22 protein-coding genes are annotated in these 25577 nt (G+C 63.0%); 13 read left to right on the top strand and 9 right to left on the bottom strand.

Annotation, left to right across the window (positions count from 1 at the left end):
- Nucleotides 1–190 precede the first annotated feature (190 nt).
- Complete coding sequence (locus tag EB231_RS26185; RefSeq protein WP_172351353.1) at nucleotides 191–772, bottom strand: NAD(P)-dependent oxidoreductase; 582 nt, start codon at nucleotides 770–772, stop codon at nucleotides 191–193.
- A gap of 1026 nt (nucleotides 773–1798) precedes the next feature.
- Here EB231_RS26185 and EB231_RS26190 point away from each other — a divergent pair.
- Entirely contained in the window at nucleotides 1799–2671 is an 873-nt protein-coding gene (locus EB231_RS26190; protein ID WP_172351354.1) for a phytanoyl-CoA dioxygenase family protein, read from the top strand.
- An 86-nt stretch (nucleotides 2672–2757) separates the two neighbouring features.
- On the opposite strand, the gene EB231_RS26195 is transcribed toward EB231_RS26190, so the two are convergent.
- The gene (locus EB231_RS26195) at nucleotides 2758–3657 is read right to left on the bottom strand and encodes a LysR family transcriptional regulator (protein WP_172351355.1); all 900 of its coding nucleotides are present in this window, start codon (nucleotides 3655–3657) and stop codon (nucleotides 2758–2760) included.
- 128 nt (nucleotides 3658–3785) lie between these two features.
- Between EB231_RS26195 and EB231_RS26200 the strand changes: the two genes are divergently transcribed.
- Together EB231_RS26200 and EB231_RS26205 are read left to right on the top strand one after the other, a co-directional pair.
- Entirely contained in the window at nucleotides 3786–5423 is a 1638-nt protein-coding gene (locus tag EB231_RS26200; RefSeq protein ID WP_172351356.1) for an ABC transporter substrate-binding protein, read from the top strand.
- A 489-nt stretch (nucleotides 5424–5912) separates the two neighbouring features.
- A complete protein-coding gene (locus EB231_RS26205; protein ID WP_172351357.1) occupies nucleotides 5913–6281 on the top strand; it encodes a hypothetical protein in 369 nt (122 codons plus the stop codon).
- A gap of 50 nt (nucleotides 6282–6331) precedes the next feature.
- On the opposite strand, the gene smc is transcribed toward EB231_RS26205, so the two are convergent.
- The 3 genes from smc to EB231_RS26220 all read right to left on the bottom strand — a co-directional run bounded on the left by smc (nucleotide 6332) and on the right by EB231_RS26220 (nucleotide 11255).
- Complete coding sequence (gene smc, locus EB231_RS26210) at nucleotides 6332–9790, bottom strand: chromosome segregation protein SMC (RefSeq protein ID WP_172351358.1); 3459 nt, start codon at nucleotides 9788–9790, stop codon at nucleotides 6332–6334.
- Nucleotides 9791–9847: 57 nt separating this feature from the next.
- The gene (locus EB231_RS26215) at nucleotides 9848–10591 is read right to left on the bottom strand and encodes a DsbA family protein (RefSeq protein ID WP_172351359.1); all 744 of its coding nucleotides are present in this window, start codon (nucleotides 10589–10591) and stop codon (nucleotides 9848–9850) included.
- A 154-nt stretch (nucleotides 10592–10745) separates the two neighbouring features.
- Entirely contained in the window at nucleotides 10746–11255 is a 510-nt protein-coding gene (locus EB231_RS26220; protein WP_172351360.1) for a DUF721 domain-containing protein, read from the bottom strand.
- Nucleotides 11256–11368: 113 nt separating this feature from the next.
- On the opposite strand from EB231_RS26220, the gene mutY reads away from it, so the two are divergent.
- Both mutY and EB231_RS26230 read left to right on the top strand, forming a co-directional pair.
- Nucleotides 11369–12463 carry an A/G-specific adenine glycosylase gene (gene mutY, locus EB231_RS26225; RefSeq protein WP_445299326.1) on the top strand — a complete coding sequence of 365 codons (1095 nt, stop codon included), beginning with the start codon at nucleotides 11369–11371 and terminating at the stop codon, nucleotides 12461–12463.
- Entirely contained in the window at nucleotides 12456–13067 is a 612-nt protein-coding gene (locus EB231_RS26230; protein ID WP_172351362.1) for an HAD family hydrolase, read from the top strand. The genes mutY and EB231_RS26230 overlap by 8 nt, the downstream gene beginning before the upstream one ends.
- Nucleotides 13068–13132: 65 nt before the next feature.
- Here the strand turns inward: EB231_RS26230 and EB231_RS26235 are convergent, their stop codons facing one another.
- Nucleotides 13133–14266 carry a site-specific DNA-methyltransferase gene (locus EB231_RS26235; protein ID WP_172351363.1) on the bottom strand — a complete coding sequence of 378 codons (1134 nt, stop codon included), beginning with the start codon at nucleotides 14264–14266 and terminating at the stop codon, nucleotides 13133–13135.
- Nucleotides 14267–14443: 177 nt separating this feature from the next.
- Here EB231_RS26235 and EB231_RS26240 point away from each other — a divergent pair, with 177 nt between their 5' ends.
- Nucleotides 14444–15133, top strand: coding sequence for an HAD family hydrolase (locus EB231_RS26240; protein ID WP_172351364.1), 690 nt, complete (start codon nucleotides 14444–14446; stop codon nucleotides 15131–15133).
- Between the two features lie 42 nt (nucleotides 15134–15175).
- Here EB231_RS26240 and EB231_RS26245 read toward each other — a convergent pair whose 3' ends face one another.
- Entirely contained in the window at nucleotides 15176–15907 is a 732-nt protein-coding gene (locus tag EB231_RS26245) for a hypothetical protein (protein WP_172351365.1), read from the bottom strand.
- A 129-nt stretch (nucleotides 15908–16036) separates the two neighbouring features.
- Between EB231_RS26245 and thrC the strand changes: the two genes are divergently transcribed.
- Genes thrC through EB231_RS26265 form a run of 4 tightly spaced genes read left to right on the top strand, consistent with a single transcriptional unit; the run spans nucleotide 16037 to nucleotide 22244 of the window.
- Nucleotides 16037–17434 (top strand): threonine synthase, encoded by a 1398-nt coding sequence (thrC, locus tag EB231_RS26250; RefSeq protein ID WP_172351366.1) that lies wholly within the window; start codon nucleotides 16037–16039, stop codon nucleotides 17432–17434.
- A 14-nt stretch (nucleotides 17435–17448) separates the two neighbouring features.
- Nucleotides 17449–18741 (top strand): M16 family metallopeptidase, encoded by a 1293-nt coding sequence (locus EB231_RS26255; RefSeq protein ID WP_172351367.1) that lies wholly within the window; start codon nucleotides 17449–17451, stop codon nucleotides 18739–18741.
- A gap of 14 nt (nucleotides 18742–18755) precedes the next feature.
- Nucleotides 18756–19352, top strand: a complete 597-nt coding sequence (locus tag EB231_RS26260) for a GNAT family N-acetyltransferase (RefSeq protein ID WP_056563916.1) — start codon at nucleotides 18756–18758, stop codon at nucleotides 19350–19352.
- Nucleotides 19353–19355: 3 nt separating this feature from the next.
- The gene (locus EB231_RS26265; protein WP_172351368.1) at nucleotides 19356–22244 is read left to right on the top strand and encodes an EAL domain-containing protein; all 2889 of its coding nucleotides are present in this window, start codon (nucleotides 19356–19358) and stop codon (nucleotides 22242–22244) included.
- A 21-nt stretch (nucleotides 22245–22265) separates the two neighbouring features.
- Here the strand turns inward: EB231_RS26265 and EB231_RS26270 are convergent, their stop codons facing one another.
- Complete coding sequence (locus tag EB231_RS26270; RefSeq protein ID WP_056563921.1) at nucleotides 22266–22874, bottom strand: YqgE/AlgH family protein; 609 nt, start codon at nucleotides 22872–22874, stop codon at nucleotides 22266–22268.
- Nucleotides 22875–23045: 171 nt separating this feature from the next.
- On the opposite strand from EB231_RS26270, the gene EB231_RS26275 reads away from it, so the two are divergent.
- From EB231_RS26275 to EB231_RS26285, 3 genes are all read left to right on the top strand, one after another.
- Entirely contained in the window at nucleotides 23046–23852 is an 807-nt protein-coding gene (locus tag EB231_RS26275) for a protein-disulfide reductase DsbD domain-containing protein (protein ID WP_172351369.1), read from the top strand.
- 76 nt (nucleotides 23853–23928) lie between these two features.
- Complete coding sequence (locus EB231_RS26280) at nucleotides 23929–24411, top strand: peroxiredoxin (protein WP_056563927.1); 483 nt, start codon at nucleotides 23929–23931, stop codon at nucleotides 24409–24411.
- A 93-nt stretch (nucleotides 24412–24504) separates the two neighbouring features.
- Nucleotides 24505–24981, top strand: coding sequence for a DUF2938 domain-containing protein (locus EB231_RS26285; protein WP_172351370.1), 477 nt, complete (start codon nucleotides 24505–24507; stop codon nucleotides 24979–24981).
- A 4-nt stretch (nucleotides 24982–24985) separates the two neighbouring features.
- Here EB231_RS26285 and EB231_RS26290 read toward each other — a convergent pair whose 3' ends face one another.
- The gene (locus EB231_RS26290) at nucleotides 24986–25570 is read right to left on the bottom strand and encodes a histidine phosphatase family protein (protein WP_172351371.1); all 585 of its coding nucleotides are present in this window, start codon (nucleotides 25568–25570) and stop codon (nucleotides 24986–24988) included.
- Nucleotides 25571–25577: the final 7 nt, after the last annotated feature.

The raw sequence follows: 25577 nt of genomic DNA on the forward strand, positions 1-25577 counted from the left end.
GGTAGAGGATGGCTGCGAAAATCAGAGCGACCATGGCCACCAACGGCAGCCAGAACAAGATCGCCAAGGTGACCAGCACAGAGGCGGCTAGCCCGACTCCGAGGAGCGTGTTCTGAAGAAACTCGATTGACAAGGGTCAAATTCTTTCTGCGATTTGTTCCGCCATGGTGCACCAGCACTGCCCGATGGGTCATAGCTTCGCCAGCAACTCATCTTCAGCTTTGTAGTCGAAAGCATCGTAGCCATACTGCGCGAAAGCAGTGAAATGGCTTTGCCAATCTCCACCGCGCGCGCTTTCAACGAGCCAGCAACAAGTCTCTCTGACTTGCTCCGAATATTCACCTCCGTGCCAACCGAGCGCCGCAGCGCGCGACGTATCCAAAACATAAGGCCGTTCGACGGACCATGGCGTCGAGCCGATATATGAGGGTCCCACAGACTTTCCCTCAAGAGGAGCCAGATTGATTGGCAAGCCGATTGCTTTCCCGATCGCGGCAGCAATGCTTCTGACTTTCAGTGGCGTTGTGTCAGCGACATTCAGAATGCGCTGCGCGGGCGAAGACATGCAGATTTCCGCCAGTCCCGCGATGCCACGCGCGCTACTTGTATGAAAAATGCTTTCGGCGCCGAAGGCGACTGGAATGCGGTCTCGCCCGTCCAGCGCTCTTTTTACGAACCACCATTCACGCGGATGCCTCGCGAACCGCCCGTAGATGGCACATGGTCTAAGGATCGTTACGTGTAGGCTAGATGAAAGCAAGGATTGCTCCATGGCCATCTTCCGCGTCGAATAAGTCTGTGGTCCAGGCACTACCGTGCGGGTTTCCTCGTTGATTGGTCTATCGAACACGGGAAATCCGGTCTCCGCCGCCTCGTCCAGAGACCTGCCTTCACCATCGGCGTAGACGCTGGATGACGAGACTACAACTAGCGAGCCGATACCCGTCCCGGCGGTCAGCAAGTCCGTTGCATGGGAAGCATCGTAGGCAGTTGGGACGAATGCCGAATCCACAGAACTCCCGAGGCTTCGGAACATGCCTTGATAGCTGTCGTTCGGTCCATCGATCCAATGAATGCCACGTTGTGAGAGATAATCAGGGAGGCGTCTGCCACCGCGTGTAGCACCCCAAACTTGCCACCCCGCGTCTAGCAGACGTTCCGCTACAGCCGTACCAAGTTGGCCCGCCGCTCCAAAGACAAGTGCCTTTTTCATCGAAAGCAAGGACCTCTGAGGATCTGTTCTCCATGGAACAGCCAAGCCACTTCAAGCCATGTTAGGTTTCGTGCCAGTCCCACCCTCCGGACCGGGCCTGCAATGCAAGGCCATCTCGGCGAGACGGCATGACCGCCAGCGTAACACAGGCCAGTTGCGTGCGTCGACAAGATGGCGCGTTGTCGGCGACACGCCGCGTCCGCCCAAAGCCCCATCCCCCAACAGCGGACGCGCGGCTTCCCGTTTTGGGTTGCGGTGACGCTACTGCGTCGGCGCCACCGTTCACCGATCCGTGCCGCACCGCGGCGTTGAGCTGGCACGGTTGCCGCTGAAGCAGGAAGGTCGCGGCCGGAGCGGCGCTTACCGCGGGTTCCTGCACCAGCCGCATATGGCGCGCTGGATGCGCTGCGTCTGGGCCAGACGCCGCGATCTTTGCGAGGGATACCTGGGTTCGGAATTCACGCCCGCCTTCGCCGACGGCATTTTTCCGATATTCGGGAAAGTCGATGCCAGAATCCACGACTTATCGCCCGCAATGCCTTTGTTACGATCGCCACGGATCACCAGACAGGGGTTGTCAAAGACATGTTGACGGACAAGCAGGCACGCGAGGCGGTGGAGCAGTACCGCGAGGAAGGATATGCGATCGTTCGACAGTTCGTCGACGGCGACGAGATGGCCCGGCTGAAGAAGGAAACGGATGATGTCTACGCCGAAGGGCTCAAGCATCACGCCACCTATAGGCATGGCAATCTCAGCTTCCAGATTCTGCCCGAGTCGGATTTCGGCCAGCGTTACGTGCTGCAGGCGTACTGGTTTTCCTGGGTCAATTCCTATTTCGAGCAATTCCGGCGCAGCCCGGACTATCTGAAACTGCTTGAAGGCCTGATTGGCCGCGACATCAGGCAAATCGCCCAGCAACTGCACTGGAAGCCGCCAGGCGCCAATGTCACGGGTTACCGCTTCCACCAGGATCTGCGCTTCCGCAACCAGGCCGCCTTCGACAATGTCGCCGACGCGACCGTGACCACCGGCCTCGCAGTGGACCGCGCGACGCTCGACAATGGCTGCCTCCAGGTCGTGCCCGGCAGCCACAAGCTCGGCTATCTCGGCCTCTCGGACGAGGGAACCGGCGAGCTGATGAAAGGCCTTACCGCCGAGGAGGAGTTGCGCAAGGTCGGCATCGATCCGGCGACCATCGTTCCGCTGGTGCTGGAGCCGGGCGACCTTGCCATGTGGGGGCTGCTTACGGTGCACGGCTCCTCGCCGAACAAGTCGCAGCACGACCGCGCCTTCGCCCTGTCGAGCTATGTGCGGGCGGACTCGACGCAGCGCGGCGAATGGGCGTTCCGGGATGGCGTCTCCGTGCCGCTCGGCAAGACGCCGACGCTGTGCAAATACGAAAAGCTCTTCGAGGAGCCGGGACCGATGTACGACACCACCGCCTGGTGGAAATGACATTGCCGCGTCGGGCGATGGGGGCAAAAGGGGCCTGGCGTTCGCGCCGGGCCCCTGACTGCGTTCGCCTGCGGCCTTGCAAAGTCTCAGGCGGTGAAATCCGCCGACAGTTCGCGCATCAGGAAATCGACGAAGGCGCGCACCTTGGCGGCGATATAGGTGCGGTGCGGATAGAGCGCATAGATCGGGCTGGAGCCCGGGCGAAACTCGTCAAGCTGCACCTCCAGACGGCCGTCCCGGATCGCGGCATCAACCAGAAGGCTCGGCAGGTTGCCGATGCCGAAGCCGGCGATGGTCATCTGATAGGCGGCCTCCACGCTGTTGGTCGAGATGCGTCCGCCAATTGCGGCGTCGAACGGCCCGTCGGGTCCGATAAACGGCCATGTGCCCAGCCGCTTGGCGAAGTTGCTCAACACGCAGGAATGGCTTGCCAGCTGGTCCGGATGGGCCGGCCGGCCATTTCTGTTCCAGTAGTCCGGCGTGGCGCAGACATAGTTGCGAACCTCGCCAAGGCGCCTCGCGATCAAGGCGGAATCGGCCTGCCCGCCGAAACGGATGGCGACATCGTAGCCCTCCTCGACAATGCCGACGACGTAGCGCGCGGTCAGGTCGAACTCGATGCTGGTGAGCGGGTTCTCTTCCAGGAATTTCGGCACCAGCTTGGTGATGCGCGTGTGACCAAGGACATTGGAGCAGGAAACCCGGATCAGCCCGCGCGTTTCCTTGTGCAGGCCGCGCGTCGAATCCTGCAGTTCCGAGATGTCGTCCAGCAGGCTGCGAGCCCGCGGAGCATAGTCACGTCCCGCCTCGGTGAGGCTGAGGCGCCTTGTGGTGCGGTTGATGAGACGCACGCCAAGATCCTCTTCCAGATCCTTGATCATGCGGCTGACCGCCGTGGTCGACATGTTGAGATCGCGCGCCGCCGCCGAGAGGCTGCCCAGCAGGCAGACCCGGTCGAACACGCGCATGGCCGTCAGAAGATTCATCCTGGCTTCCCCTCGCCGCCGCATCTGCTCCACCCTTCGCGGCGTCCGACAGAAGACAGCGCCCGGCGATCGTGCGGCAAGGGCATTCCACCGAATTTGGACGTAAAATCAACAATGGGAGAAACGATATGACATCCAAGCCTCTTCATCCCGCGATCGATGCCTTTGCGCGAGGTACAAAAAATGGCGCGCTCGGCCGCCGCGAATTCCTGGCGCTGGCCAGCGCCTTTGGCGCCAGCACGGCGGTCGCCTACGGCCTCATCGGCCAGCCGGTTCCGGCTCTGGCCGGAGAAGCGGCCCAGCCCAGGAAGGGCGGTGTCGTTCGCGTCGCCATGCAGGTGATGGAACTGGAGGATCCGCGCAGTTTCAAGGTTTCGCAGATGGGCAACATCGCCATGCAATTTCTCGAACCGCTGGTGCGCTGGAAGCCGGATTTCACCTTTGAGCCGGTCCTTCTGCAGAGCTGGGAAATCAACGCGGACGCCACGGAGTACGTGCTCAAGGTCCGCCCAGGCGTGAAATGGTCGAACGGCGACGATTTCACCGCCACTGACGTTGCCTTCAACATCACGCGCTGGTGCGAGAAGGGTGCCGCCGGCAACTCCATGGCCGGGCGCATGAGTTCGCTGATCGATCCCGACACCAAGGTGGCGCGGGCCGGCGCGATCACGATCCGCGACGACCACACCGTGGCGCTGAAACTGTCGCAACCCGACATCACGATCATCCCGGCGATGACGGATTACCCTGCATTGATCGTCCATCGCGACTTCAATCCGAAAGAGGCAGCCCTGTCGGCAAATCCCGTTTCCACGGGCCCGTTCGAACTCAAGAAGCTCGATGTCGGGGTCGCCGCCTCGGTGCGCAAGCGGCCGGAAGGCTCGTGGTGGGGCGGCGAGGTGTTCCTGGATGGCATCGATTGGATCGACTACGGCACCGACTCGGCCGCCACCGTCTCCGCTTTCGAATCGGGGGAGATCGATTTGAACGGCCAGACGCAGTCCTATGACGTCGCCATGCTCGACGGACTGGGCTTGAAGAAGAGCGAGATCGTCACCGCCGCCACCATCGTCTCGCGCTGCAACATCAACGCCAAGCCCTACGACGACAAGCGTGTGCGCAATGCCATTCAGCTTGCGGTCGACAATGAGGCGGTGCTGCAGCTCGGCGCCAACGGCATGGGCATGGTGGCGCAGAACGATCACGTCGGGCCGATGCACCCCGAGCACGCCGACCTGCCGCCAATCAAGCGCGACGCGGTCCGGGCCAAGGCGCTGCTGGAGGAAGCCGGCCAGCTCGATTTCGAGTTCGATCTGATCTCGGTCGAAGCCGACTACCGCAAGGAAAGCTCCGATGTCGTCGCCCAGCAGATGCGTGACGCCGGCTTCAAGGTGAAGCGCACAGTCATCCCGGAATCGGCATTCTGGAACGATTGGACCAAGTACCCCTTCGCGACGACCAACTGGAATGCCCGCCCGCTCGGCATCCAGACCTATGCGCTTGCCTATCAGAGCGGCTCGGCATGGAACGAGACAGGGTTTGCCGATCCGGCGTTCGATGCCAAGGTTCACAAGGCCAATGCCATCGCCGATCCGGATCAGCGTCGCGCGGTTATGAAGGAATTGCAGCTGATGCTGCGGGAATCCGGCGTCATCGTTCAGCCTTACTGGCGAAAGCTGTTCTGCCATATGAAACCTGCCTTGATGGGCTATCAGATGCATCAGGCCTATGAGCAGGATTTCACGAGGGCCTGGCTCGCCGCCTGATTACCAGGAAAACAGGGCGGCGCTTTCCGCAGCGCCGCCCCCGCCATTTCTTTTCACCTCAACGAGCATTTCGCCCCACGGCGACACTATCGAGGACCGATGAGGAGCAGTTCAGGCTTCGCATCGGACACGTCGCGCAGACGCGTCCACACGTACCTTGCCTCGACAGATCCGCGAGAATCCCCGGCCGTGTCGCCGGGTTCGCCAGACCATCTTCCGTGCGAGAAATCCCGGTTTCCGCGTCTGTCATCGTCAAGAAGCTCCAGTTCACGAGGAGAGCTTATCTTTGCCGAAATGAAACGGAACCCGCTTTGATGGCCACTGACCTTCCCAAAAAACGGGAAAATTCACCCTTCCATGCCGGCGAAACTTCGTTGCTTTTCCAACAATCCGATGCAATCGTGACGCTCTGCGCTTCTCCTGCGTAGTGCATCGGGTTCAGTCGGCAGTCTTCGACCTCAAAGCGGTCGAAATCGCTGTTGGGGCACAATGACATCCTGCTCAGTCGTCTTACGGACCGCATTTGTCGTTACGTTCGTCGCGGTTCTTATCCTCGCGCTGCTGCCGGAGCCCTGGCTTCAGGAATTCGGGATCGATATCGGTTTCAGCGATGACAAGCTCAACCACGCCAGCGCATTCGCCGTCCTGGCCGCCCTTGGCAGTCTGGGATGGCCCAAGCATAAGCTCTGGCTGGTGATTTTCCTGGCCGCGGTCGGAGCTGCTATCGAAGTCCTTCAGGGGACGTCGGAGATAGACCGCGATTTCGATGTGTTCGACTGGGTTGCTGATTGCATCGGCATCGCGTGCGGGCTGGTGGTGGCGGGTTGTGCAACCTGGCTCATGCGCCGTCGAGACTGAGCGCCAATCGCACATTGTCCCGACGGCGGAGCGCGATCAGCACGGACACGTCAGCTCGCCTCGCGCATCGCTTCAGCGGCCTGCAGATCGACCGACACAAGCTGGCTCACGCCCTGCTCGGCCATGGTGACGCCGAACAGCCGGTCCATGCGGGCCATCGTGATCGGATTGTGCGTGATGATGACGAAGCGCGTCTCGGTGGTCTTGGCCATCTCGTCCATGAGATTGCAGAAGCGTTCGACATTGTGATCATCGAGCGGCGCATCGACTTCGTCGAGGACGCAGATCGGCGCCGGATTGGTCAGGAAGACGGCGAAGATCAGCGACATCGCCGTCAGCGCCTGCTCGCCGCCCGACAGCAGCGTCATGGTCTGCGGCTTCTTGCCCGGTGGGCGGGCAAGGATTTCGAGACCTGCCTCGAGCGGATCTTCGGATTCGATCAGCTGCAATTCCGCCGTGCCGCCACCGAACAGGTGCGAGAACAGCCGCTGAAAATGGCTGTTGACCACGTCGAAGGCAGCGAGAAGCCGCTCGCGGCCTTCGCGATTGAGGCTCTGGATCGCTTGCCTGAGCTTGCGGATCGCTTCGATGATGTCCTCGCGCTCGGAAACGATCGCCTCCAGCCGGTCGGAGAGCTCCTTCTGCTCTTCCTCGGCGCGCAGATTGACGGCGCCGAGCCGTTCGCGCTCGATCTTCAAGCGGTCGAGCTGGCGTTCGATCTCGGCCATCTCGGGCATCGGAGCGTCGACTTCCAGGCCGGTATGGCGAATGACCAGATGCGGTGGCGTGTTCAGCGTTTCCTGGATGCGCGCCTCGACCTCAAGCCGGCGCTCGTCGGCCGCCGTCAGCCTTTCCTCGGTACGGGCACGGGTCTCGCGCGCCTCGGCCAGCGACTGGATGGCTGAGGTAGCCAGCTTGTCCAGTTCGGCCTGCCTGTTCTCCGCTTCCTGCAAACGATCGGCGGCCGCCTTGCGCAAGGTCTCGGCCTCGGTAAGCTGCGACAGCAGCGCGCGCCGCTTGGCGTCGATCTCGTCGGGAGCATCAGCCAAGCGTTCGCGCTCGGCCTCGGCCTCGGCCTTGCGGTCGCCGAGCGAGGCAATCTGCGTCGAGGCGTTTTCGGCACGCACCAGCCAGTTGCTGCGTTCGGCGCCGATGGCATCGAGCCGGCGTGCGCGCGCCTCGGCTTCACGCCGCAATCCCTCATGGACGGCACGCGCGTCGGCAAGCGTGGCGCGGTCGCGCGAGACATTGGCCGAGGACTGTTCGAGCTGCAACTGCAGGTCGCCGAGATCGGGCGCGTCCTGCAACAGCATTTCGGCCTCGACGAAGGCCGCCGAGGTTTCCTCATGGCTGTCGACGATGCGGGCACGCGCTTCGTCCAAGGCGGCGCGCCGGCTCGACAGCTCGCCGCCCGCCTTTTCGGCGTCGGCCAGCGCATTTCGGGCAGCGTCCAGGCGGTGCTGTGCGTCGCGTCCGGCTTGGCGCGTGCTGCGTTCGGCCTCGCTTGCCTGGCGAAGCGCCTGTTCGGCCTTTGCCAGCGCCTCCTCGGCCTGGCGCAGGACAAGCGTCGCCTGCACCGCTTCGGCATCGAGTTCGGCAAGCCGGTTCTTCTGCGCCAGCCGTTGTGCCGCGGCCGTCGGCGCATCGGCACTGGCCGTGAGACCGTCCCAGCGCCAAAGCGCACCTTCGCGGCTGACCAGCCTTTGGCCCGGCGCAAGCAGCGCCTGCAGCCGGCGGCCGTCAGCCGCCTCGACGATACCGATCTGCGCCAGTCGGCGCGCCAATTGCGCGGGGGCACGAACCACGCTGGCCAGGCTCTTGATACCGTCCGGCAGGGCCGCGTCACCTGCATGGATCTGGCTTTCGCCCCAATGCACCGGCGCGCTGCGGTCGAGCGGCACGTCGAGGTCTTCGCCGAGGGCCGCACCCAGCGCCGTCTCAAAGCCGCGCTCGACGCTGATCTGCTCCAGCACCGAAGGGAAGAGATCGCCGCTGGCGGCATTGAGTATCTTGGCCAGGGTGCGCGCTTCGGTCTCGATGCCCGCCAGCTCGGCCCTGGCGTCCTGCAGCGGCGGCCGGGCAGCGCTTTCGGCGGCCCGGGCATCGATGACCGACTGCTCGGCCTGCGCCACCGCTGCCTCGGATTCTTCGAGCAGCGCCACGGCCTGTTCGACCAGCAGCCGCTTCTCGGCCGGATCCGGCAGGCCAGCCACCTTGGAGAGGATGTCCGACAATTCGCGGTCGACCTCGGCGAGTTGCCGGGCGAAACGGTCGCGGCGCTCAGCGGTTTCGCGCAGCGTCCGTTCGATCTGATGGCGCGAGGCGGCGGCCTCGGCCCGTTCGGCTGTCAGAGCTGCGAGCTTGGCTTCGCTCTGCGCAAGCGTCGACGCCGCCTGTTCGAATGCCGCGCGAGTGGCGGCCTCGCGTTCGGCGGCGCCGGCGTTCTCGGAATTCAGTGCAGCCTCTTCGGTGCGCAGGCGTTCGAGAACATCGGCATTGTCACGCACCATCCGCTCCTCGCGGGCGATGTCGCCGTCAAGTTGCTGCAACCGACGTTCGATTTCGGCCTGGCGGTTGCGGATGCGGCCGGCCTCCTCCTCGATCTGCGACTTGGCGATCGACAGGCGTTGGAAGGCGGCGGCGGCCGCGGCTTCCGCGTCGCGCAGGTCGGGCAAGCGGTGAGCGCCGATGCCTTGTTCCCTGGCGGCGGCCATCTGCGCGGCGGCGCGGTCGCCAACCAGGGCGGTGGCGGCAGCCAGCGCCGAACGCGCTTCGCCTTCCTGCGTCTTGGCCAGCGTCCAGCGCAGATGCAGCAATGTCGCTTCGGCCTTGCGGATATCGGCCGACAGGTTCTTGAAGCGTGACGCCTGGCGCGCCTGGCGCTTGAGGCTCTCGATCTGGCTTTCCAGTTCGCCAACGACATCGTCCAGGCGTTCGAGGTTCTGTTCGGCCGCCTTCAGCCGCAGTTCCGCCTCGTGGCGACGGGTGTGCAGGCCGGAAATGCCGGCCGCCTCTTCCAGCAGCGCACGTCGCGCCTGCGGCTTGGCCTGGATCAACTCCCCGATACGGCCCTGCCCGACCATCGATGGCGAGCGCGCGCCGGTCGACTGGTCGGCAAACAGAAGCTGCACGTCCTTGGCGCGCGCTTCCTTGCCATTGATGCGATAAAGCGAGCCTGCCTCGCGCTCGATGCGGCGCGACACCTGCAATTCGTCGGCATCGTTGAACGCGGCAGGCGCCGAGCGGTCGGTATTGTCGAGGAAAAGCGTGACTTCGGCGGTATTGCGCGCGGGCCGCGTACCCGAGCCGGAAAAGATCACGTCGTCCATGCCGGACGCGCGCATGTTCTTGTAGGAGCTTTCGCCCATCACCCAGCGCAGCGCCTCGACAAGGTTCGACTTGCCGCAGCCGTTCGGCCCGACAATGCCCGTCAGGCCGCGTTCAATGACGAACTCGCCGGGCTCGACGAAGGACTTGAAACCAAGGAGGCGGAGGCGCGAGAACTTCATTCACGCGCCCCATAAAGGCGAGCGCCGAAACGCTGCCGCTTCAGCGCTGACCTGATGTCAGAGCAGAGGGTCGATGATGGCCGACATTTCCTCAATCGACATCGCCCCTTTGTAGGTCTTACCGTTGATGAAGAAGGTCGGTGTCGAGTCGACCTTGAATTCACTGGCGCCGCGCTTCTGGACAGATCTCACATCGTCCAGAAGTTTCTGGTCCGTCAAGCAGGCCTCGAAGGACTCCTGTGTAAAACCGGCGAGCTTCGAGATTTGCAGCAGCGCATCCTTGGTGTTGGACACGCCAACCCAGTTCGCCTGCTGCCGGAACAGCACGTCCACCATCGGGAAATAGTTATCCTTGGCGCAGCGCGCCAGCATGAAACCGGCTTCCGCGCTCGGATCGAACGGAAATTCGCGCAGGATATAGCGCGCCTTGCCGGTGTCGATGTACTTGGTCTTCAGATCCGGGAAGGTGGTCTCAGCGAAATGCGCGCAGTGCGGGCAGGTCATGGAGGCGTATTCGACGATGGTGACCTTGGCGTCATCCTTGCCGAGCTGCTTGTCGGGCAGCGCGCCCGGCTTCAGCAATTCGGCCATGTCGACGGTGCCCTGCGCTTCCGGCACCTGGACAGCCGCCGGTGTTGCCGGCTTTGCGGGTGCGGCCGGATCAGCAGGCTTCACATCCGCCGCCTTGGCCTCTTCGCCGGAGTCGCTGCAGGCGGCAAGCAGGGCAACCGCCGGGATCGCGGCCAGCGAAGACAGGACGTTTCTGCGAGACAGACTTTTGCCGAACGAAGGACGGTTCATACGAATCACCTGACAAGGGTTGGATTTTGCAATGCAAAGGCACGAAAAGGCGAGAGTTGGCGCGAATTAAGGCATCTCCATCCCCAATCCAATCGCGGCACCCGACAAAGGCGATCACGAATGCGAGATGTTGACGACAAATCCATGACTGTCTTCAGGGGGTTTTTGACTTCCTTTCACCCAGGATGGTTGCGCCAAGCCTTTCCAGCGAGGCACGCAACCCTTCATCCTCGATCAGTTCGACCGTGCTGGACAATTTCGTCTTCTCCGCCGCCGTCAAGGGCCTGAAGCTGGGTTTAGGCCGTCCTTTGTCCGACGTCACCGGTTTTTGCACGATCCTGATGCGGCCTATTGCCGTAAAGCCGAGGAAGGCGTTGACCCGGTTGATGATCTCGCCGGTTTCATGCTGCAGATGAAGCGCCGCCATGCCCTCGCAGGCGATAACCAGCACCGCCGGCTCGAACGGATCGTCCTCGTGCAGGCGACGCGGCCACTGGATTTTCTCGGGCCGCGAGCGGCTGGCGAGGCGCGGTCCGGCGATCTCTTCCCAGGACTGGACGAGACCGATCGAGATGCCTGCCCTTTTGCGCAGCACCGGATCGAGGATTTTGGTCGCAAGATCGCTCACCGGGACGGGATTGCCGTAGGGCGTTCTCCCTGCCATGTACGTTCTCCAGCCACGACCCCAGCAATACCGGCCAGGCCAATACACGATCAATGGCACCAGCAGACCAGACCCGCAAGGCCCAGCCCCCCGAAGCCCAGACCGGCAAGGCAATGTCGGGCGATATCGCGTCGCGCCTTCTGGCCTGGTACGACGTGCATCATCGCGACCTGCCGTGGCGCGTGAGCCCGCGCGACCATGCACGCGGCGTGAGGCCCGACCCCTACCGTATCTGGTTGTCCGAAGTGATGCTGCAGCAGACGACTGTCGAGGCGGTGAAATCCTATTTCCGCGTCTTTGTCGAGAAATGGCCTGATGTCGAGGCGCTGGCCGCGGCGCCGACCGAGGACGTGATGAAGGCCTGGGCGGGGCTTGGCTACTATTCCCGCGCACGCAACCTCAAGGCCTGCGCCGATCTGGTGGCTGCGCGTGGCGGGCGGTTTCCCGATACCGAGGCTGCCCTGCGAGACCTGCCCGGCATCGGCGCCTACACCTCGGCGGCCATCACCGCGATCGCCTTCGACCGCCCCGCCGCCGTTGTCGACGGCAATGTCGAACGCGTCATATCGAGGCTGTTTTCGATCACGACGCCGCTCAGCGACGCCAAGCCTGAGATACGCGCCCATGTCGAGGCCATGGTGCCGGCGGCAAGGCCGGGCGACTTCGCCCAGGCGATGATGGATCTCGGCGCCACGATCTGCAGCCCGCGCCGGCCACGCTGCATGCTGTGCCCGCTGCGCGAGGACTGCAGCGCCGTCGTCTCAGGCGACCCCGAAAATTTCCCGGTGCGGCTGCCAAAAGCCGACAAGCCGCAGCGACGCGGTGCTGCTTTCGTCGCGGTGCGCGAGGACGGTGCCATTCTTCTGCGCAAACGGCCCGAGAAAGGTTTGCTTGGCGGCATGACCGAGGTGCCGACCACGGACTGGACGGCGCGGATGGATGGGGCCACCACACCGGCGGCGGCGCCCTTTTCCGGCGATTGGCGGCGTGCCGGGACAATCACGCATGTCTTCACCCATTTCGCGCTCGAGCTCGACGTCTTTCGCGCCAATATAGAAGGTGAAGCGCCGGCAGGGTGTTTCTGGTCACCAGCCCATGAGATTGCCGGAGAGGCGCTGCCCACTGTCATGAAAAAGGCAATCGAGGCTGCGATACCCGGCGCGACGAGAAAGCAATCAACGCTCAGTGCAAAGAGGCCCCATGACTGAAATCCGCCACATCGTTTTCGACATCGGCCGTGTGCTGATCCACTACGATCCAAACATCCCGTTCAGTCGCCTCATTCCCGATGCCGAAGAGAGACAGTGGTTTTTCGACAATGTCTGCACACATGACTGGAACATCGAGCAGGATCGCGGACGAAGCTGGGAAGAGGCCGAGGCGCTGCTGATCGCGGAGCATCCAGATCATTCGGAAAACATCCGCAATTTTCGTCGCCATTGGCACGAAATGGTGCCGCATGCCTATGACGACAGCGTCGCCATCATGCTCGGCCTGATCGAGCGCGGCCATGACGTGACCATGCTGACCAACTTCGCCTCCGACACTTTGGCCGAAGCCCGCAAACGCTTCGATTTCCTGGATCGTCCACGTGGCGTGACCATCTCCGGCGAGATCGGCAAGATCAAACCGGATCGCGACATTTACGACCATCACGTGGCTGCGTTCGGGCTCGAACCATCGGCGACGCTCTTCATCGACGATAGCCAGAAGAATGTCGACGGCGCCCGGGTGGCGGGCTGGCAATCCGTGCTATTCACCGATGCCAGGACGCTTAAAGCGGATCTTGAACGCTTCGGAATCAAGGCGTGATCTGAATCGCTTGCGGCGATCCGCTCAGATCTTGAATCAACGTGAAAGCAGCAATTGGCAGGGAGTTAGCCCCCTGCCCGCTCCATGCCGAGGCGGGCAATGCGGCGCAGTTCGTCGATCGGGGTGAGCCCACCGCTGCGCTCATAGTGCCAGAAGGTCCAGCCGTTGCAGGCATCCAGTCCCTGCACTTCGGCGCCGATCTTGTGGATCGAGCCGGCGCTGTCGCCGATCGCCACCGTGCCGTCGGCACGCACCTTGGCCGCCCAGCGCTTCTTGGCGTCATAGAGCGTGGCGCCCGGCGTCACCAGCCCGGTGTCGATCAGGCTGACGAAGGCAACGCGCGGCTCGGCGCGCTTACCGGTCAAGACCGTCAGATCGGCATCCTGCAGCGGTCGCACCGCATCGATACGCTCGTTGGCGGCGTCGATATAGGCCTGCTCGCGCTCGATGCCGACGAAATGGCGGCCAAGACGCTTGGCCACGGCGCCTGTCGTGCCGGAGCCGAAGAAAGGATCGAGCACGATGTCGCCCGGCTTGGTCGAGGCCATCATGATGCGGGCCAGCAGGGCTTCAGGCTTCTGAGTCGGGTGCAGCTTGTCGCCATTGTCGTTCTTCAGCCGCTCGCCGCCGGTGCAGATCGGGAACAGCCAGTCGGAGCGCATCTGGACATCGTCATTGGACGCCTTCAACGCTTCATAGTTGAAGGTGTAGCCCTTGCCCTTCTGGTCACGCGAGGCCCAGATCATCGTCTCATGCGCGTTCTGGAAGCGGCGCCCGCGGAAATTCGGCATCGGATTGGTCTTGCGCCAGACCACGTCGTTGAGGATCCAGAAGCCCAAATCCTGCATCTTGGCGCCGACCCGGAAGATGTTGTGGTAAGAGCCAATGACCCAGATTGTGCCGTTGGGCTTCAGCACTCGCCGCGCCGCCAGCAACCAGGCGCGGGTGAAAGCGTCGTAGGCTTCAAAACTCTCGAACTGGTCCCACTCGTCGTCGACCGCGTTGACCTTGGATTGATCGGGGCGATGCAGATCGCCGTCAAGCTGCAGGTTGTAGGGCGGATCGGCGAAGATGACGTCGATCGACTTTTCCGGCAGGCGGTCGAGCGCCGCGACGCAGTCGCCCTTCAGGATCGTGTCCAGCCATTCGGATTGCTGGGGGGCAAGGGAAAGCTCGTCGAGAAGACGCACGGCAGACATTTTTACACCCAAGGCACGCGTTACTGTTTACTCCCCGTTATGGTTACCGATCAGCGTAAATATTCGGTGAAGGCAAACGCGATCGTCCGTCAGGTTTGCGAAGGCCGGGCCATTGGTGTATGCCGCGCCGCTTGAGCCCGAGAGGCCATTCCTCCACCCTCCTTGTTCCGGATCACCATGCCCCAGCCAGACCTTGTCATCTTCGATTGCGACGGCGTGCTCGTCGATTCCGAAATCATCGCCGCGCGGGTCGAGGCAGAGTTGATAACCCTGGCCGGATACGAAATCTCGGCCGAGGAGATCGCGGAGACCTATGCGGGCCTGACGTTCAAGGACATCCTGATGCGGATCGAGGAGAAGTCCAAAATCCCGTTCCAGGCATCGCTCATCGATCGCGCCGAGGATCTGGTCGACCGCAAACTGCGAAGCGACGTCCGCGCCATCGAGGGCGTGCGCGAGGCGGTAGCCTCGGTCACGACACAGCGCTCCATCTGCTCCAACTCACGTTCGGAGCGGATCGGATTCATGCTGGAGAAGGTGCATCTGCTGCCATTTTTCGCCGGCCGTATCTTCTCGGCGCTGGAGATACCGAGCAAAAAGACCAAGCCCGCCCCGGATGTGTTCCTGTTCGCGGCGGAAAAACTCGGCGCGAATCCGGCGAACACCTTCGTCATCGAGGATTCCGTGCACGGCGTCACCGGCGCAAGGGCAGCCGGAATGCGCGTGATCGGCTTCACCGGCGCCAGCCACAGCTATGCCGGCCATGCCGACGCGCTGACAGAGGCCGGCGCCGAGACGGTGATCCGCCGCTGGGCGGAGCTGAAAAGCGTGATCGCGGCATTATCGGAATGGTCGGCTGACGCCTGAGACGCGGGCGCCCGGGCGGACGCACGCTGTGTCTATGACCGCTCAGTTCGTCGCGGCGGCCTTCTTCCTGTGGGTCTTCTTCGGCTTGTCGGTGGTCCCCTTCGGCGCGGTTTCGTCATAGCCGGCATAGGCCTGATAATCCTGCGCCGTCGGCGCCGGCACCACAACATTGGAATCGGTGAAGACGAACTGGGTGGCGACCGAGGGATCGGTGACATGGACCTGATACTGGTGGATCTGCGAGTAGAGCACGTCTGTGCCGTGCATCACCGCGGTGCGGATCGGCATGGTGATGGTGCCGGGCGAGAACTTGGGTCCCGGCACGATCTTGCCGGCGACCGCTATCTTCATCGTCATCTGCCCGTCGGCACGGCTGCAGTCGCGGGTCACGTCGGCAATCGACGCCTGGTAAATGATCCTCGCCGAATCATCGGGCGGAGTGGCAGCGGCGGCGTCGGCAGCAGCCTGGGCAGCGGCATCCGCCGCGGCGTCGCCTGTCTTCTTGACTTTGGGCTTGGCCTTCTTGACCTCGTTGGCATAGGTGTTGAAGAAGGCCGTACCGTCGCGCACCGTTACCCTCGGGCAATAGGCGTTCAACTGGCTGGCCAGGACCTTGGGATCCTGCGGCGGTGGTGGCGCTGCCGGGTCCTTCTTCTTGCCGAAGCCGAGGTCAAGGATACCATTGTCGCCCGATTGGCAGCCTGCGGCGGCGAGCATAAAGCCGGTGAGCGCAAGACCCGCCAAAAAGCGGCCACGTGATGTACGAAACGCCATGAAACTGCACTTCCCTCTCGTAAAGCTGGTGACGTATATCAACGGCGCGGCAAAAATGCGACTGGAGCCGGCACAGAAATTAACCACCTTGTGGTGAACGGAAGAGCCGAGCAGCAACGGGACTGAGACATGCAATATGTGAGTACGCGCGGCGAGGCGCCCGCGCTTGGATTTTCCGATGCCGTGCTGGCCGGCCTGGCCCGCGATGGCGGGCTCTACGTACCACGCGAGTGGCCGCACTTCTCGGCGGCCGACATCCGTGCCATGCGAGGCCTTGCCTATCCCGACCTTGCCATACGCGTGCTGACGCCGTTCCTTGGCGGCGAGATCGCAGCGCCGGTCTTCGAACGCCTGGTGCGTGAAGCCTATGCCACCTTCCGCCACGAAGCGGTCTGCCCGCTGGTCCAGACCGGCCCCAACACGTTTGTCCTCGAACTCTTCCATGGGCCGACGCTGGCGTTCAAGGACGTGGCAATGCAGCTGCTCGCTCGGCTGATGGATCATGTGCTTGCCGAACGCGACCAGCATGCCACCATTGTCGGCGCCACTTCAGGCGATACCGGCGGCGCGGCCATCGACGCCTTTGCCGGGCGCAGCCGAACCGACATCTTCATCCTTTTCCCGCATGGCCGCGTTTCGCCGGTGCAGCAGCGGCAGATGACGACGTCGAAGGCTGAAAACGTCCATGCGTTGGCGATCGAAGGCAATTTCGACGACTGCCAGGCCCTGCTCAAGGACATGTTCAACGACCACGCTTTCCGTGACCGGGTGGCCCTGTCGGGGGTCAACTCAATCAACTGGGCCCGCATCATGGCCCAGATCGTCTACTATTTCTCATCGGCCCTGTCGCTCGGCGCACCGGACAGGTCGGTGTCGTTCACGGTGCCGACCGGCAATTTCGGCGATATCTTTGCCGGCTACGCCGCCAAGAAGATGGGCCTGCCGATCGAACGGCTGGTCATCGCCACCAACGACAACGACATATTGGCCCGCACCTTCGCCACCGGCGAATACCGTACCAAAGGCGTCTTCGCCACCACGTCGCCATCGATGGATATCCAGGTGTCGTCGAATTTCGAACGCCTGCTGTTCGAGGCCTCGAACCGTGACGCGGCGACGGTGCGGCGCTACATGGATGGCCTGAAGCAGTCCGGCGCCTTCACCATTGAAGCCCGCGAAATCAACAGGATGCGGTCCGAATTCGACGCCGGCCGTGCCACCATGGACGAGGTCGCCGCCACCATCCGCTCGACGCTCGCGGCCAGCAATTATCTTCTGGATCCGCATACCGCCGCGGCCGTGCATGTCGCGGCCGGCAAAACGTCAGGCGCCGTGCCGATGGTGGTGCTGGGCACCGCCCATCCCGCGAAATTTCCGGCCGCCGTCGAGGCCGCCAGCGGTGTCTCGCCCGCCCTGCCCGCATGGCTAGGGGGATTGATGACATTTGAGGAAAAATACACGGTACTTCCATCCGACCTGAAAATGGTGGAAGATTACGTCAGTCGCCGCGCGCGGGCGGCGCGTTAGGGAGTACGAGCCATATGGGTGTTGAGGTAAGCCGTCTGTCGAACGGCCTGACAGTCGCCACCGAAACCCTTCCAAGTATCGAATCGGTTGCCTTGGGTGCCTGGGTCAAGTCCGGCGCCCGCAATGAACGTGACGAAGAGCATGGCATGGCCCATCTGCTCGAGCATATGGCGTTCAAGGGCACAAAGCGGCGAAGCGCTTTCGAAATCGCCTCGGAAATCGAGGATGTCGGCGGCGAGATCAACGCCGCCACCAGCGTCGAGACCACGTCCTACTATGCCAGGGTGCTGTCCGACGACGTGCCGCTGGCGGTCGACATCCTTGCCGACATCCTGCAGGAATCCGAATTCGACCCGCAGGAGCTCGAGCGCGAGCAGCATGTGATCCTGCAGGAGATCGGTGCCGCGCACGACACACCAGACGATATCGTCTTCGACCGTTTCACCGAGACGGCCTTTCGCCACCAGACCATCGGCCGCTCTATCCTGGGCACGCCGGAAACCGTCAAATCCTTCACTTCCAAGCAGTTGCACGACTTCATCGAACGCCAATATGGCGCCGAGCGGATGGTGATCGTGGCCGCAGGCGACATCAAGCACGACAATTTCGTGCGCGAGGTCGAGAAGCAGCTCGGCGGCTTTCGCAGCAAGGCCGACAGCACCATTCCGCAATATGCGCAGTATGTCGGCGGCGATTTCCGCGAGGACCGCGACCTGATGGACGCGCAGATCGTGCTGGGCTTCGAGGGCCGCGCCTACCATGTGCGCGACTTCTACGCCTCGCAGGTTCTGTCGATGATCCTCGGCGGCGGCATGTCGTCGCGCCTGTTCCAGGAAGTCCGCGAGAAACGCGGCCTCTGCTACTCGGTCTATGCTTTCCACTGGGGCTTTTCCGACACCGGCATATTCGGCGTCCACGCCGCGACCGGCCAGAGCGACATTGCCGAACTGGTACCTGTCATCATCGACGAACTGCAGAAGGCCGGAGAGAGCATCCTGCAGGAAGAACTCGACCGCGCGCGTGCCCAGTATCGCGCTGGGCTGATCATGTCGGCCGAAAGCCCGGCCAGCCGTGCCTCGCAGATCGCGCGGCAACTGCTCTTGTTCGGCAGGCCGATCGCCAAGGAGGAATTGATGGAGCGCCTCTCGGCGCTTACGGTGGAGCGGCTGACCGACCTGTCGTCGCGGATGTTCTCGACCAAGCCGACACTTACCGCTGTCGGGCCCGTTGGTACGCTGGCGCCATATGAGGCGATTCTCGATTCGCTTCCGGGCACGCAGACCATGGCCCGCAGGCTCGCCGTCTAAGTCCCCAAAGCGTCGTGTTCGCGCTCCCTTTCTTTCGCCGTGACCTGCCGGCGCTGAAGGGTAACCTCGTTACGCTTCGCGTTCCATTCACCAATGACTACCGTGAATGGTCGACGTTGCGCGGCGAAAGCCGGGCATTCCTGGAGCCGTGGGAGCCGCGCTGGACTCCCGATGAACTCGATCGCACGGCATGGCGCCTGCGCATCTCCCGCTATCGCGAGGATTATGCGCAAGGGACCGCGATCGCCTTCTTCATCTTCGAGAAGTCGAGCGGCAAGCTGGCCGGCGGAATCACGCTCGGCAACATACGCCACGGTGTCTCGCAAAGCGGCCATGTCGGCTACTGGATCGGCGAGCGCTTCGGCGGCCGCGGGCTGATGACCGACGCGGTCAAGGTCGTGGCCCGCTTTGCCTTCGATACGCTGAGGTTGCACCGGATCGAAGCGGCCTGTATTCCCGACAATATCCGGTCGGTCCGCGTGCTTGAAAAAGCCGGATTCCGGCGCGAAGGACTCTTACGATCCTATCTCAGGATCAACGGCATCTGGCAGGACCACTATCTCTACGCCCGGATCGCGGACGATCCGCCGAGCGCTGGAACGAAGGACTGATTTTTGACGAATTTCCTGCGCAACGGGCCGCTGTTCGCCTTTGTCCTCGCGGCAATCCTGACGCTGTGCGCGGTATCGTCTGCCTTTGCCGTCGAACCGATCAAGATCGCCCGCGACGACGTTGCGCTCGACCTGTCGCGCGCCTTCGAGATCTACCGCAACCAGGGTGAGAACTTCCAGGTGTCGACGGCGCCCGGGCCAGACGGCATCGTGCGGCGCATCGAGGTCGAGGCCAATGACGCGCGCTCGACCGGCGACTGGGCGGTGTTCGCGCTGGCCAACACCACCGACCAGCAGCTCGACAGGCTGATCGTGGCGCCGCATTTCCGTCTGGTCAATTCCGGCATCTTCTGGCCCGATCTTGGCGCCACCCGCATTGCCGCCATCACGCCCAGCGAGGGCTTCGCGCTCGACCGCCAGACCAGCCCAGACGCAGATGTGTTCCGGGTGACGCTGAACCCGGGAACGGTGATCACCTTCATCGCGGAACTCGCCTCGCCCAAGCTGCCGCAGGTGTATCTCTGGGAGCCGGAAGCCTACAAGGACTCGGTCAACTCCTATACGCTGTTTCGCGGCATCGTCATCGGCATCGCCGGTCTGCTGGCACTCTTCCTGACCATCCTTTTCGTGGTCAAGGGGACCTCCATGTTCCCGGCGACCGCAGCCCTTGCCTGGGCGGTGCTTGCCTATATCTGCGTCGATTTCGGCTTCCTCAACAAAGTCATCGAGATTTCGCCCGGCAATGAGCAGATGTGGCGAGCTGGTACGGAGGTGGCGCTTGCCGCGACCTTCGTGGTGTTCCTGTTCGCCTATCTCAACCTCAACCGATGGCACGGCCATTTCAGCTATGGCGCCCTGGTCTGGATCCTTGGGTTGCTCTTGATCGCCGGTGTCGCCATCGTCGATCCCGCGGTCGCAGCCGGCATCGCCCGTATCTCCTTTGCCGCCACCGCATTGACCGGGCTCGGGCTGATCATCTTCCTCGGGATTCGTGGTTATGATCGTGCGATCATGCTGGTGCCCAGTTGGGTCATGGTGCTGTTGTGGCTATGCGGGTCGTGGATGGCGATCACCGGCATGCTCGACAACGACATCGCCCAGCCGGCACTCGGCGGCGGGCTGATCCTGATCATCCTGTTGATCGGCTTCACCGTCATGCAGCACGCCTTTGCCGGCGGTGCGCTGCATCAGGGACTGTTCTCCGACCTCGAACGCCAGGCGCTGGCGGTTGCCGGGTCGGGCGACACGGTGTGGGACTGGGACGTTCTGCGCGACCGCGTGGTCACCAAGCCCGATGTCAGCATCCAGCTCGGCCTGGCGCCCAACAGCCTGGGGGGTGCGGCGCGCAACTGGCTGCCGGTGCTGCACGCCGACGACCGCGACACCTTCCGCACGACGCTCGACGTGGTGCTGGAGCATCGCCGTGGCCGGGTGGCGCAGAATTTCCGCCTGCGCGGGGCTGACGGGCACTATCACTGGTTCAACTTGCGGGCTCGACCGGTCATCGGATCGGACGGCGAGGTCATCCGCTGCGTCGGCACCATGGTCGACGTCACCGAGCAGAAGAAGTCCGAGGAGCGGCTGCTGCACGACGCCGTGCACGACAACCTGACCGGCCTGCCGAACCGCGAATTGTTCATGAACCGGCTGGAAGCGATCATCTCGATCGCCCGCACCGAAGAGAAGGTGCGTCCGACCGTCTTCGTCATCGACATAGACCGCTTCAAGCAGGTCAATGACGGGCTCGGCATCTCGGCCGGCGACACCATCCTGCTCACCATAGCGCGCCGCCTGCACCGGCTGCTCAAGCCGAAGGATTCACTGTCGCGCTTCGCCGGCGATCAGTTCGCGCTGATGCTGCTGTCCGAACAGGACCCTGCCCGCATCGCCGGTGTGGCGGATGCCATCAAGCACGCGATCAACAACCCGATCACCTTTGCCAAGCGCGAGATCGTGCTGACCGCCTCGATCGGCCTGATCACCTGGACCTCGGCCCAGACGTCGGCCGAGGACATGGTCAAGGACGCCGAGCTGGCCATGCACCAGGCCAAGCGTTTTGGCGGCGACAGGATCGAGCCGTTCCGCCCGGCTTTCCGCACCGTCGGAACCGACCGGCTGCAGTTTGAATCCGATTTGCGGCGCGCCATCGAACGGCGCGAATTCACGCTGGCCTACCAACCCATCGTGCGCCTGGAAGATGGCAGCGTTGCCGGCTTCGAAGCCTTGCTGCGCTGGGATCATCCGCGTCGCGGCATGATCCCGCCGGCGGACTTCATCCCAGTCGCCGAAAGCTGCGGGCTGATCGTGCAGCTTGGGCTGTTCGCCATGCAACAGGCGGCCGAGGATCTCGCTGGATGGCAGAAGCAGATCGGTGATGCGCCGCTGTCGGTCTCGGTCAACCTGTCCAGCCGTCAGCTCATCCGCCGCGACTTGGTCAGCGATGTCCGCTCGGTCATCGCGCGGGCCAATCTGAAGCCGCGCTGTTTCCGGCTGGAACTCACCGAGTCCCTGGTCATGGATAATCCCGAACAGACCGCCCATGTGCTGACCAAGCTGAAGCAGCTTGGCATCGGCCTGTCGCTGGACGATTTCGGCACCGGCTATTCCTCGCTCGCCTATCTGACGCGGTTCCCGTTCGACACCATCAAGATCGACAAGAGTTTTGTCGACGACAACACGCCCAAGCGCGCTGTCCTGCTCAAATCCATGGTCAACATGGCGCATGAGCTAGGTCTGTCAGTGGTTGCCGAAGGCATATCGGACGAGCGCGACGCGCTGGAACTGCGCCAGATGGGTTGCGAATACGTCCAAAGCTTCATGTTTGGCGCGCCGATGCCGGGCGACCAGGTGCTGAAGACTTTGAAGGAACAGTATCCGCTGACGCAGGCGTGATGCGTCCAAGCTTCGGCAGCTTCAGGCGTGACCGGCGGCCAGGCTGAGATGGGCGAGATCAATGCCGATCGAGGCGAGAATTCGATCGTATTTGCGCTCGATATCGGCGTCGAACAGAAGCCCGGGGCTGGCCGGGCAGGTCAGCCAGCCATTCTCGGCGATCTCGGTTTCCAGTTGGCCGGCGCCCCAGCCCGAATAACCCAGTGCCATCAGCGCATGGCGCGGGCCGCGGCCCGACGATATGGCGCGCAAAATGTCGACCGTCGCCGTCAGGCAGATATCGTCGGAAACGGTCAGCGACGATTCCACGCGATAGTCGCCGGAATGCAGCACAAAGCCCCGGCTGCGATCGACAGGGCCGCCATTGCGCACGACGAAATCGCGCGCCTGCGCCGGCAGGCGGATCGCCTCCTGCTCGTTCATGATGCCGAGTTGCACGAGAAGGTCCGGAAACAGCATCTGCTGTGTCTGATTGATGATCAGGCCCATCGCGCCTTCATCGCTGTGCGCGCAGATGTAGATGACCGAGCGCGTGAAACGGTCGTCCTTCATGCCGGGCATGGCAATCAGGAACTGATCGTCGAGAAAGCCGCGTCCAGCGGCCGTCTTCTTGTGGCGCAACAAATCCATGGCAGGGAGGGTACCGTGTTTCCCGGGCGCCGAAAAGATGCGCTGCGCCGGATTCGACCAAAGCCCATGTTGCCCGTGGGCCCTGGCTTGCCACCGGGGGTCACGCAAATATGATGCCGGCAAGGCCATGAAATCATTGCACCGCCACGAACGGACGATCAAATCACCGCCATGCAAAGCTTGAAAATCCTGCTGCTCGGCGCCGCCATCGGATCGGCGACCGTCCTCCCCGCCTCCGCTTCCTCATCCGCCTGGTACAACAGCGAGGGCGGCAAGGTGCGGCTGGTGACATCAGGAAAGCCGGACGAGGCCGGCCGCATCCAGGGCGTGCTCGACATAGCGCTCAAGCCCGGCTGGAAGACCTACTGGCGCGATCCGGGTGACGCCGGCGTGCCGCCGCAACTCGACATTTCGGCCAGCACCAATATCGCCGATGCCGCCCTCTCGTTTCCGGCGCCCCAACGCCACGACGATGGCTATGGCAAATGGGCCGGCTACAATTACCCGGTTTCGCTGCCTGTGACATTCACGCTGGCGACGCCGAACCAACCGGCGGTCATCGACGCCGATATCTTTCTCGGCATTTGTGAAACGATCTGCATCCCCGTGCAGACGCGGCTGACCGTCGACCCCACTTCCGATCCCGACAATGCCGACGACGCAGCCTTGGTGAAGGCGAGTTTTACGGCCCTGCCGGCGCCGGCAAAGCCTGATTTCGGCATCAACGTGCTGCCGGGCGATCACGAGACACTGGTTGTCGAGGCGAGCTTTCCCGGTGACCCGGAGGCGGCGGATTTCTTCGTCGCCGGTGAGCGAGACTACATGTTCGGCACCCCTTCCCGCAGCGAGAAGGACGGCAAGCTGATCTTCACCGTACCGATCCTCGACCGTCCTTCGACAACGCCCACGGATGGCGGACTTCACTACACGCTGACGAGTTCGGCGGGCGCTGTCGAAGGACTGCTGCCTTTCCCTTGACGCCTCGATGGTTGCAGGAAGCCGCCGAGTTCGCTACGCAAGCACGCACTCTTCCCATTCCCCAAGCGAGGAACTCATGACCATTTCCGTTGGCGACAAGCTGCCCGAGGCGACCTTCAAGACAATGACCGCCGATGGCGCCAAGGCGATCACGTCAGCCGAGATTTTCCCGGGCAAGAAGGTGGTTCTGTTCGGTGTTCCCGGTGCCTTCACGCCGACCTGCAGCAACAACCATCTGCCCGGCTATCTCGAAAACCATGACGCCATCCTGGCGCGTGGCGTCGACACCATCGCCGTCGTTTCGGTCAACGACGTTCATGTCATGGGTGCCTGGGCCCGCTTCACCGGCGGTGAGGGCAAGATCCTGTTCCTCGCAGACGGCAACGGCGATTTCGCCAAGGCGGTCGGCCTTGATGCCGATTATTCCGGTGGCGGCATGGGCCTGCGCTCGAAGCGGTTTTCCATGGTCGTCGACGACGGCAAGGTGACCGCGGTCAATGTCGAGACCAAGCCCGGCGTCGACGAGTCCGGTGCGGCTCATATTCTCGGACAGCTCTGAGCTTCGACGATCGCGTCGGGCGAGGCCGCGACGGCTGACCTCGCCCAAACCGCTTGCACTCCAGAACTGCCGATTTTCGGGGGATCCCCAGCAATGTTTGACGTCTTCTGGCGCGCTATCGCAATTGGCGTCGGCGCCACGGCGCTGATGGATCTCTGGGCCATCTTCCTGCACAAGGCGTTCGGCCAGCCACGGCCGAATTGGGGACCGGTCGGGCGCTGGGTCTGGCATCTCGGTGACAAGGTCTTTCACGATGATATCGGCGATGCAGCGCCCTACGCACACGAAGTGGCGCTGGGCTGGGCCTTTCACTATTTCGTCGGCATCGTCTACGGCATCATCCTGGTGGTGGTGGCTGGTGCGGGCTGGCTTGCCGCGCCGACCTTCCTGCCGGCCTTCATCCTCGGCATCGTCACCGTCGGTGCCGGCTGGTTCCTGCTGGCGCCCGGCATGGGAGCGGGATGGGCAGCCTCGAAGCGACCCAATCCCATGCGGATTCGGGCGCTCAACCTGGTCTCCCACACAGTGTTCGCACTCGGGCTTTGGGGCACCGCGCTGCTGATCCGCTAAGGATTCAGGGCTGTTCCAGTCTGTCGATCGGCCGCCATCCGTGGATGACGTGACGCGCGCCGATATCGTAGGCAAAATAGTTGCCGCCGCCGGCCGGCTGATCCGCTTCGCGGCTGATCTCCCGTCCGCTGAGGGAGAGAAGGAGGAGCGTTCCTACGCCTCCATGGCCCACAATAGTAACGTCGCCAGCGTCATGGATGCCGAGCAGAGCGCTGACCTCGCTCACGATACGATGCTGCGCATCAATTGCCCGCTCCCACCCGCGAATGCTTTTGCGCGGATTGGCGAAGAACTGGTCGGCGACTGCTTCGAACTCCAGTGGCGGCAGGAAACCTGTCGCCGACCGGTCATTCTCATGCGTCCGTTCTCTCACCTCGACGGCAAGGCCGACATGGCTTGCGAGGATCTCAGCGGTTTCTATCGCCTTGCGTTCAGACGAAGATACGATGCGCCGTATCGATCCGACCCACGGTTGATCGAGCATCACAATCGCTCGTGCACGCCCAAAATCGGATAGACCCCATTCCGGCACCGGAACAGTGGCATCGACCTGAACCTGGGGATGCGTCACATAGTAGAGGATCGGCATGGTCGAG

The organism is Mesorhizobium sp. NZP2298, assembly GCF_013170825.1.
Taxonomy (GTDB): domain Bacteria; phylum Pseudomonadota; class Alphaproteobacteria; order Rhizobiales; family Rhizobiaceae; genus Mesorhizobium.

Coding starts and splice junctions, on each gene's coding strand:
- EB231_RS26185 (WP_172351353.1), bottom strand. CDS start 772: ATGGAGCAATCCTTGCTTTCATCTAGCCTACACGTAACGATCCTTAGA.
- EB231_RS26190 (WP_172351354.1), top strand. CDS start 1,799: ATGTTGACGGACAAGCAGGCACGCGAGGCGGTGGAGCAGTACCGCGAG.
- EB231_RS26195 (WP_172351355.1), bottom strand. CDS start 3,657: ATGAATCTTCTGACGGCCATGCGCGTGTTCGACCGGGTCTGCCTGCTG.
- EB231_RS26200 (WP_172351356.1), top strand. CDS start 3,786: ATGACATCCAAGCCTCTTCATCCCGCGATCGATGCCTTTGCGCGAGGT.
- EB231_RS26205 (WP_172351357.1), top strand. CDS start 5,913: ATGACATCCTGCTCAGTCGTCTTACGGACCGCATTTGTCGTTACGTTC.
- smc (WP_172351358.1), bottom strand. CDS start 9,790: ATGAAGTTCTCGCGCCTCCGCCTCCTTGGTTTCAAGTCCTTCGTCGAG.
- EB231_RS26215 (WP_172351359.1), bottom strand. CDS start 10,591: ATGAACCGTCCTTCGTTCGGCAAAAGTCTGTCTCGCAGAAACGTCCTG.
- EB231_RS26220 (WP_172351360.1), bottom strand. CDS start 11,255: ATGGCAGGGAGAACGCCCTACGGCAATCCCGTCCCGGTGAGCGATCTT.
- mutY (WP_445299326.1), top strand. CDS start 11,369: ATGTCGGGCGATATCGCGTCGCGCCTTCTGGCCTGGTACGACGTGCAT.
- EB231_RS26230 (WP_172351362.1), top strand. CDS start 12,456: ATGACTGAAATCCGCCACATCGTTTTCGACATCGGCCGTGTGCTGATC.
- EB231_RS26235 (WP_172351363.1), bottom strand. CDS start 14,266: ATGTCTGCCGTGCGTCTTCTCGACGAGCTTTCCCTTGCCCCCCAGCAA.
- EB231_RS26240 (WP_172351364.1), top strand. CDS start 14,444: ATGCCCCAGCCAGACCTTGTCATCTTCGATTGCGACGGCGTGCTCGTC.
- EB231_RS26245 (WP_172351365.1), bottom strand. CDS start 15,907: ATGGCGTTTCGTACATCACGTGGCCGCTTTTTGGCGGGTCTTGCGCTC.
- thrC (WP_172351366.1), top strand. CDS start 16,037: ATGCAATATGTGAGTACGCGCGGCGAGGCGCCCGCGCTTGGATTTTCC.
- EB231_RS26255 (WP_172351367.1), top strand. CDS start 17,449: ATGGGTGTTGAGGTAAGCCGTCTGTCGAACGGCCTGACAGTCGCCACC.
- EB231_RS26270 (WP_056563921.1), bottom strand. CDS start 22,874: ATGGATTTGTTGCGCCACAAGAAGACGGCCGCTGGACGCGGCTTTCTC.
- EB231_RS26275 (WP_172351369.1), top strand. CDS start 23,046: ATGCAAAGCTTGAAAATCCTGCTGCTCGGCGCCGCCATCGGATCGGCG.
- EB231_RS26280 (WP_056563927.1), top strand. CDS start 23,929: ATGACCATTTCCGTTGGCGACAAGCTGCCCGAGGCGACCTTCAAGACA.
- EB231_RS26285 (WP_172351370.1), top strand. CDS start 24,505: ATGTTTGACGTCTTCTGGCGCGCTATCGCAATTGGCGTCGGCGCCACG.
- EB231_RS26290 (WP_172351371.1), bottom strand. CDS start 25,570: ATGCCGATCCTCTACTATGTGACGCATCCCCAGGTTCAGGTCGATGCC.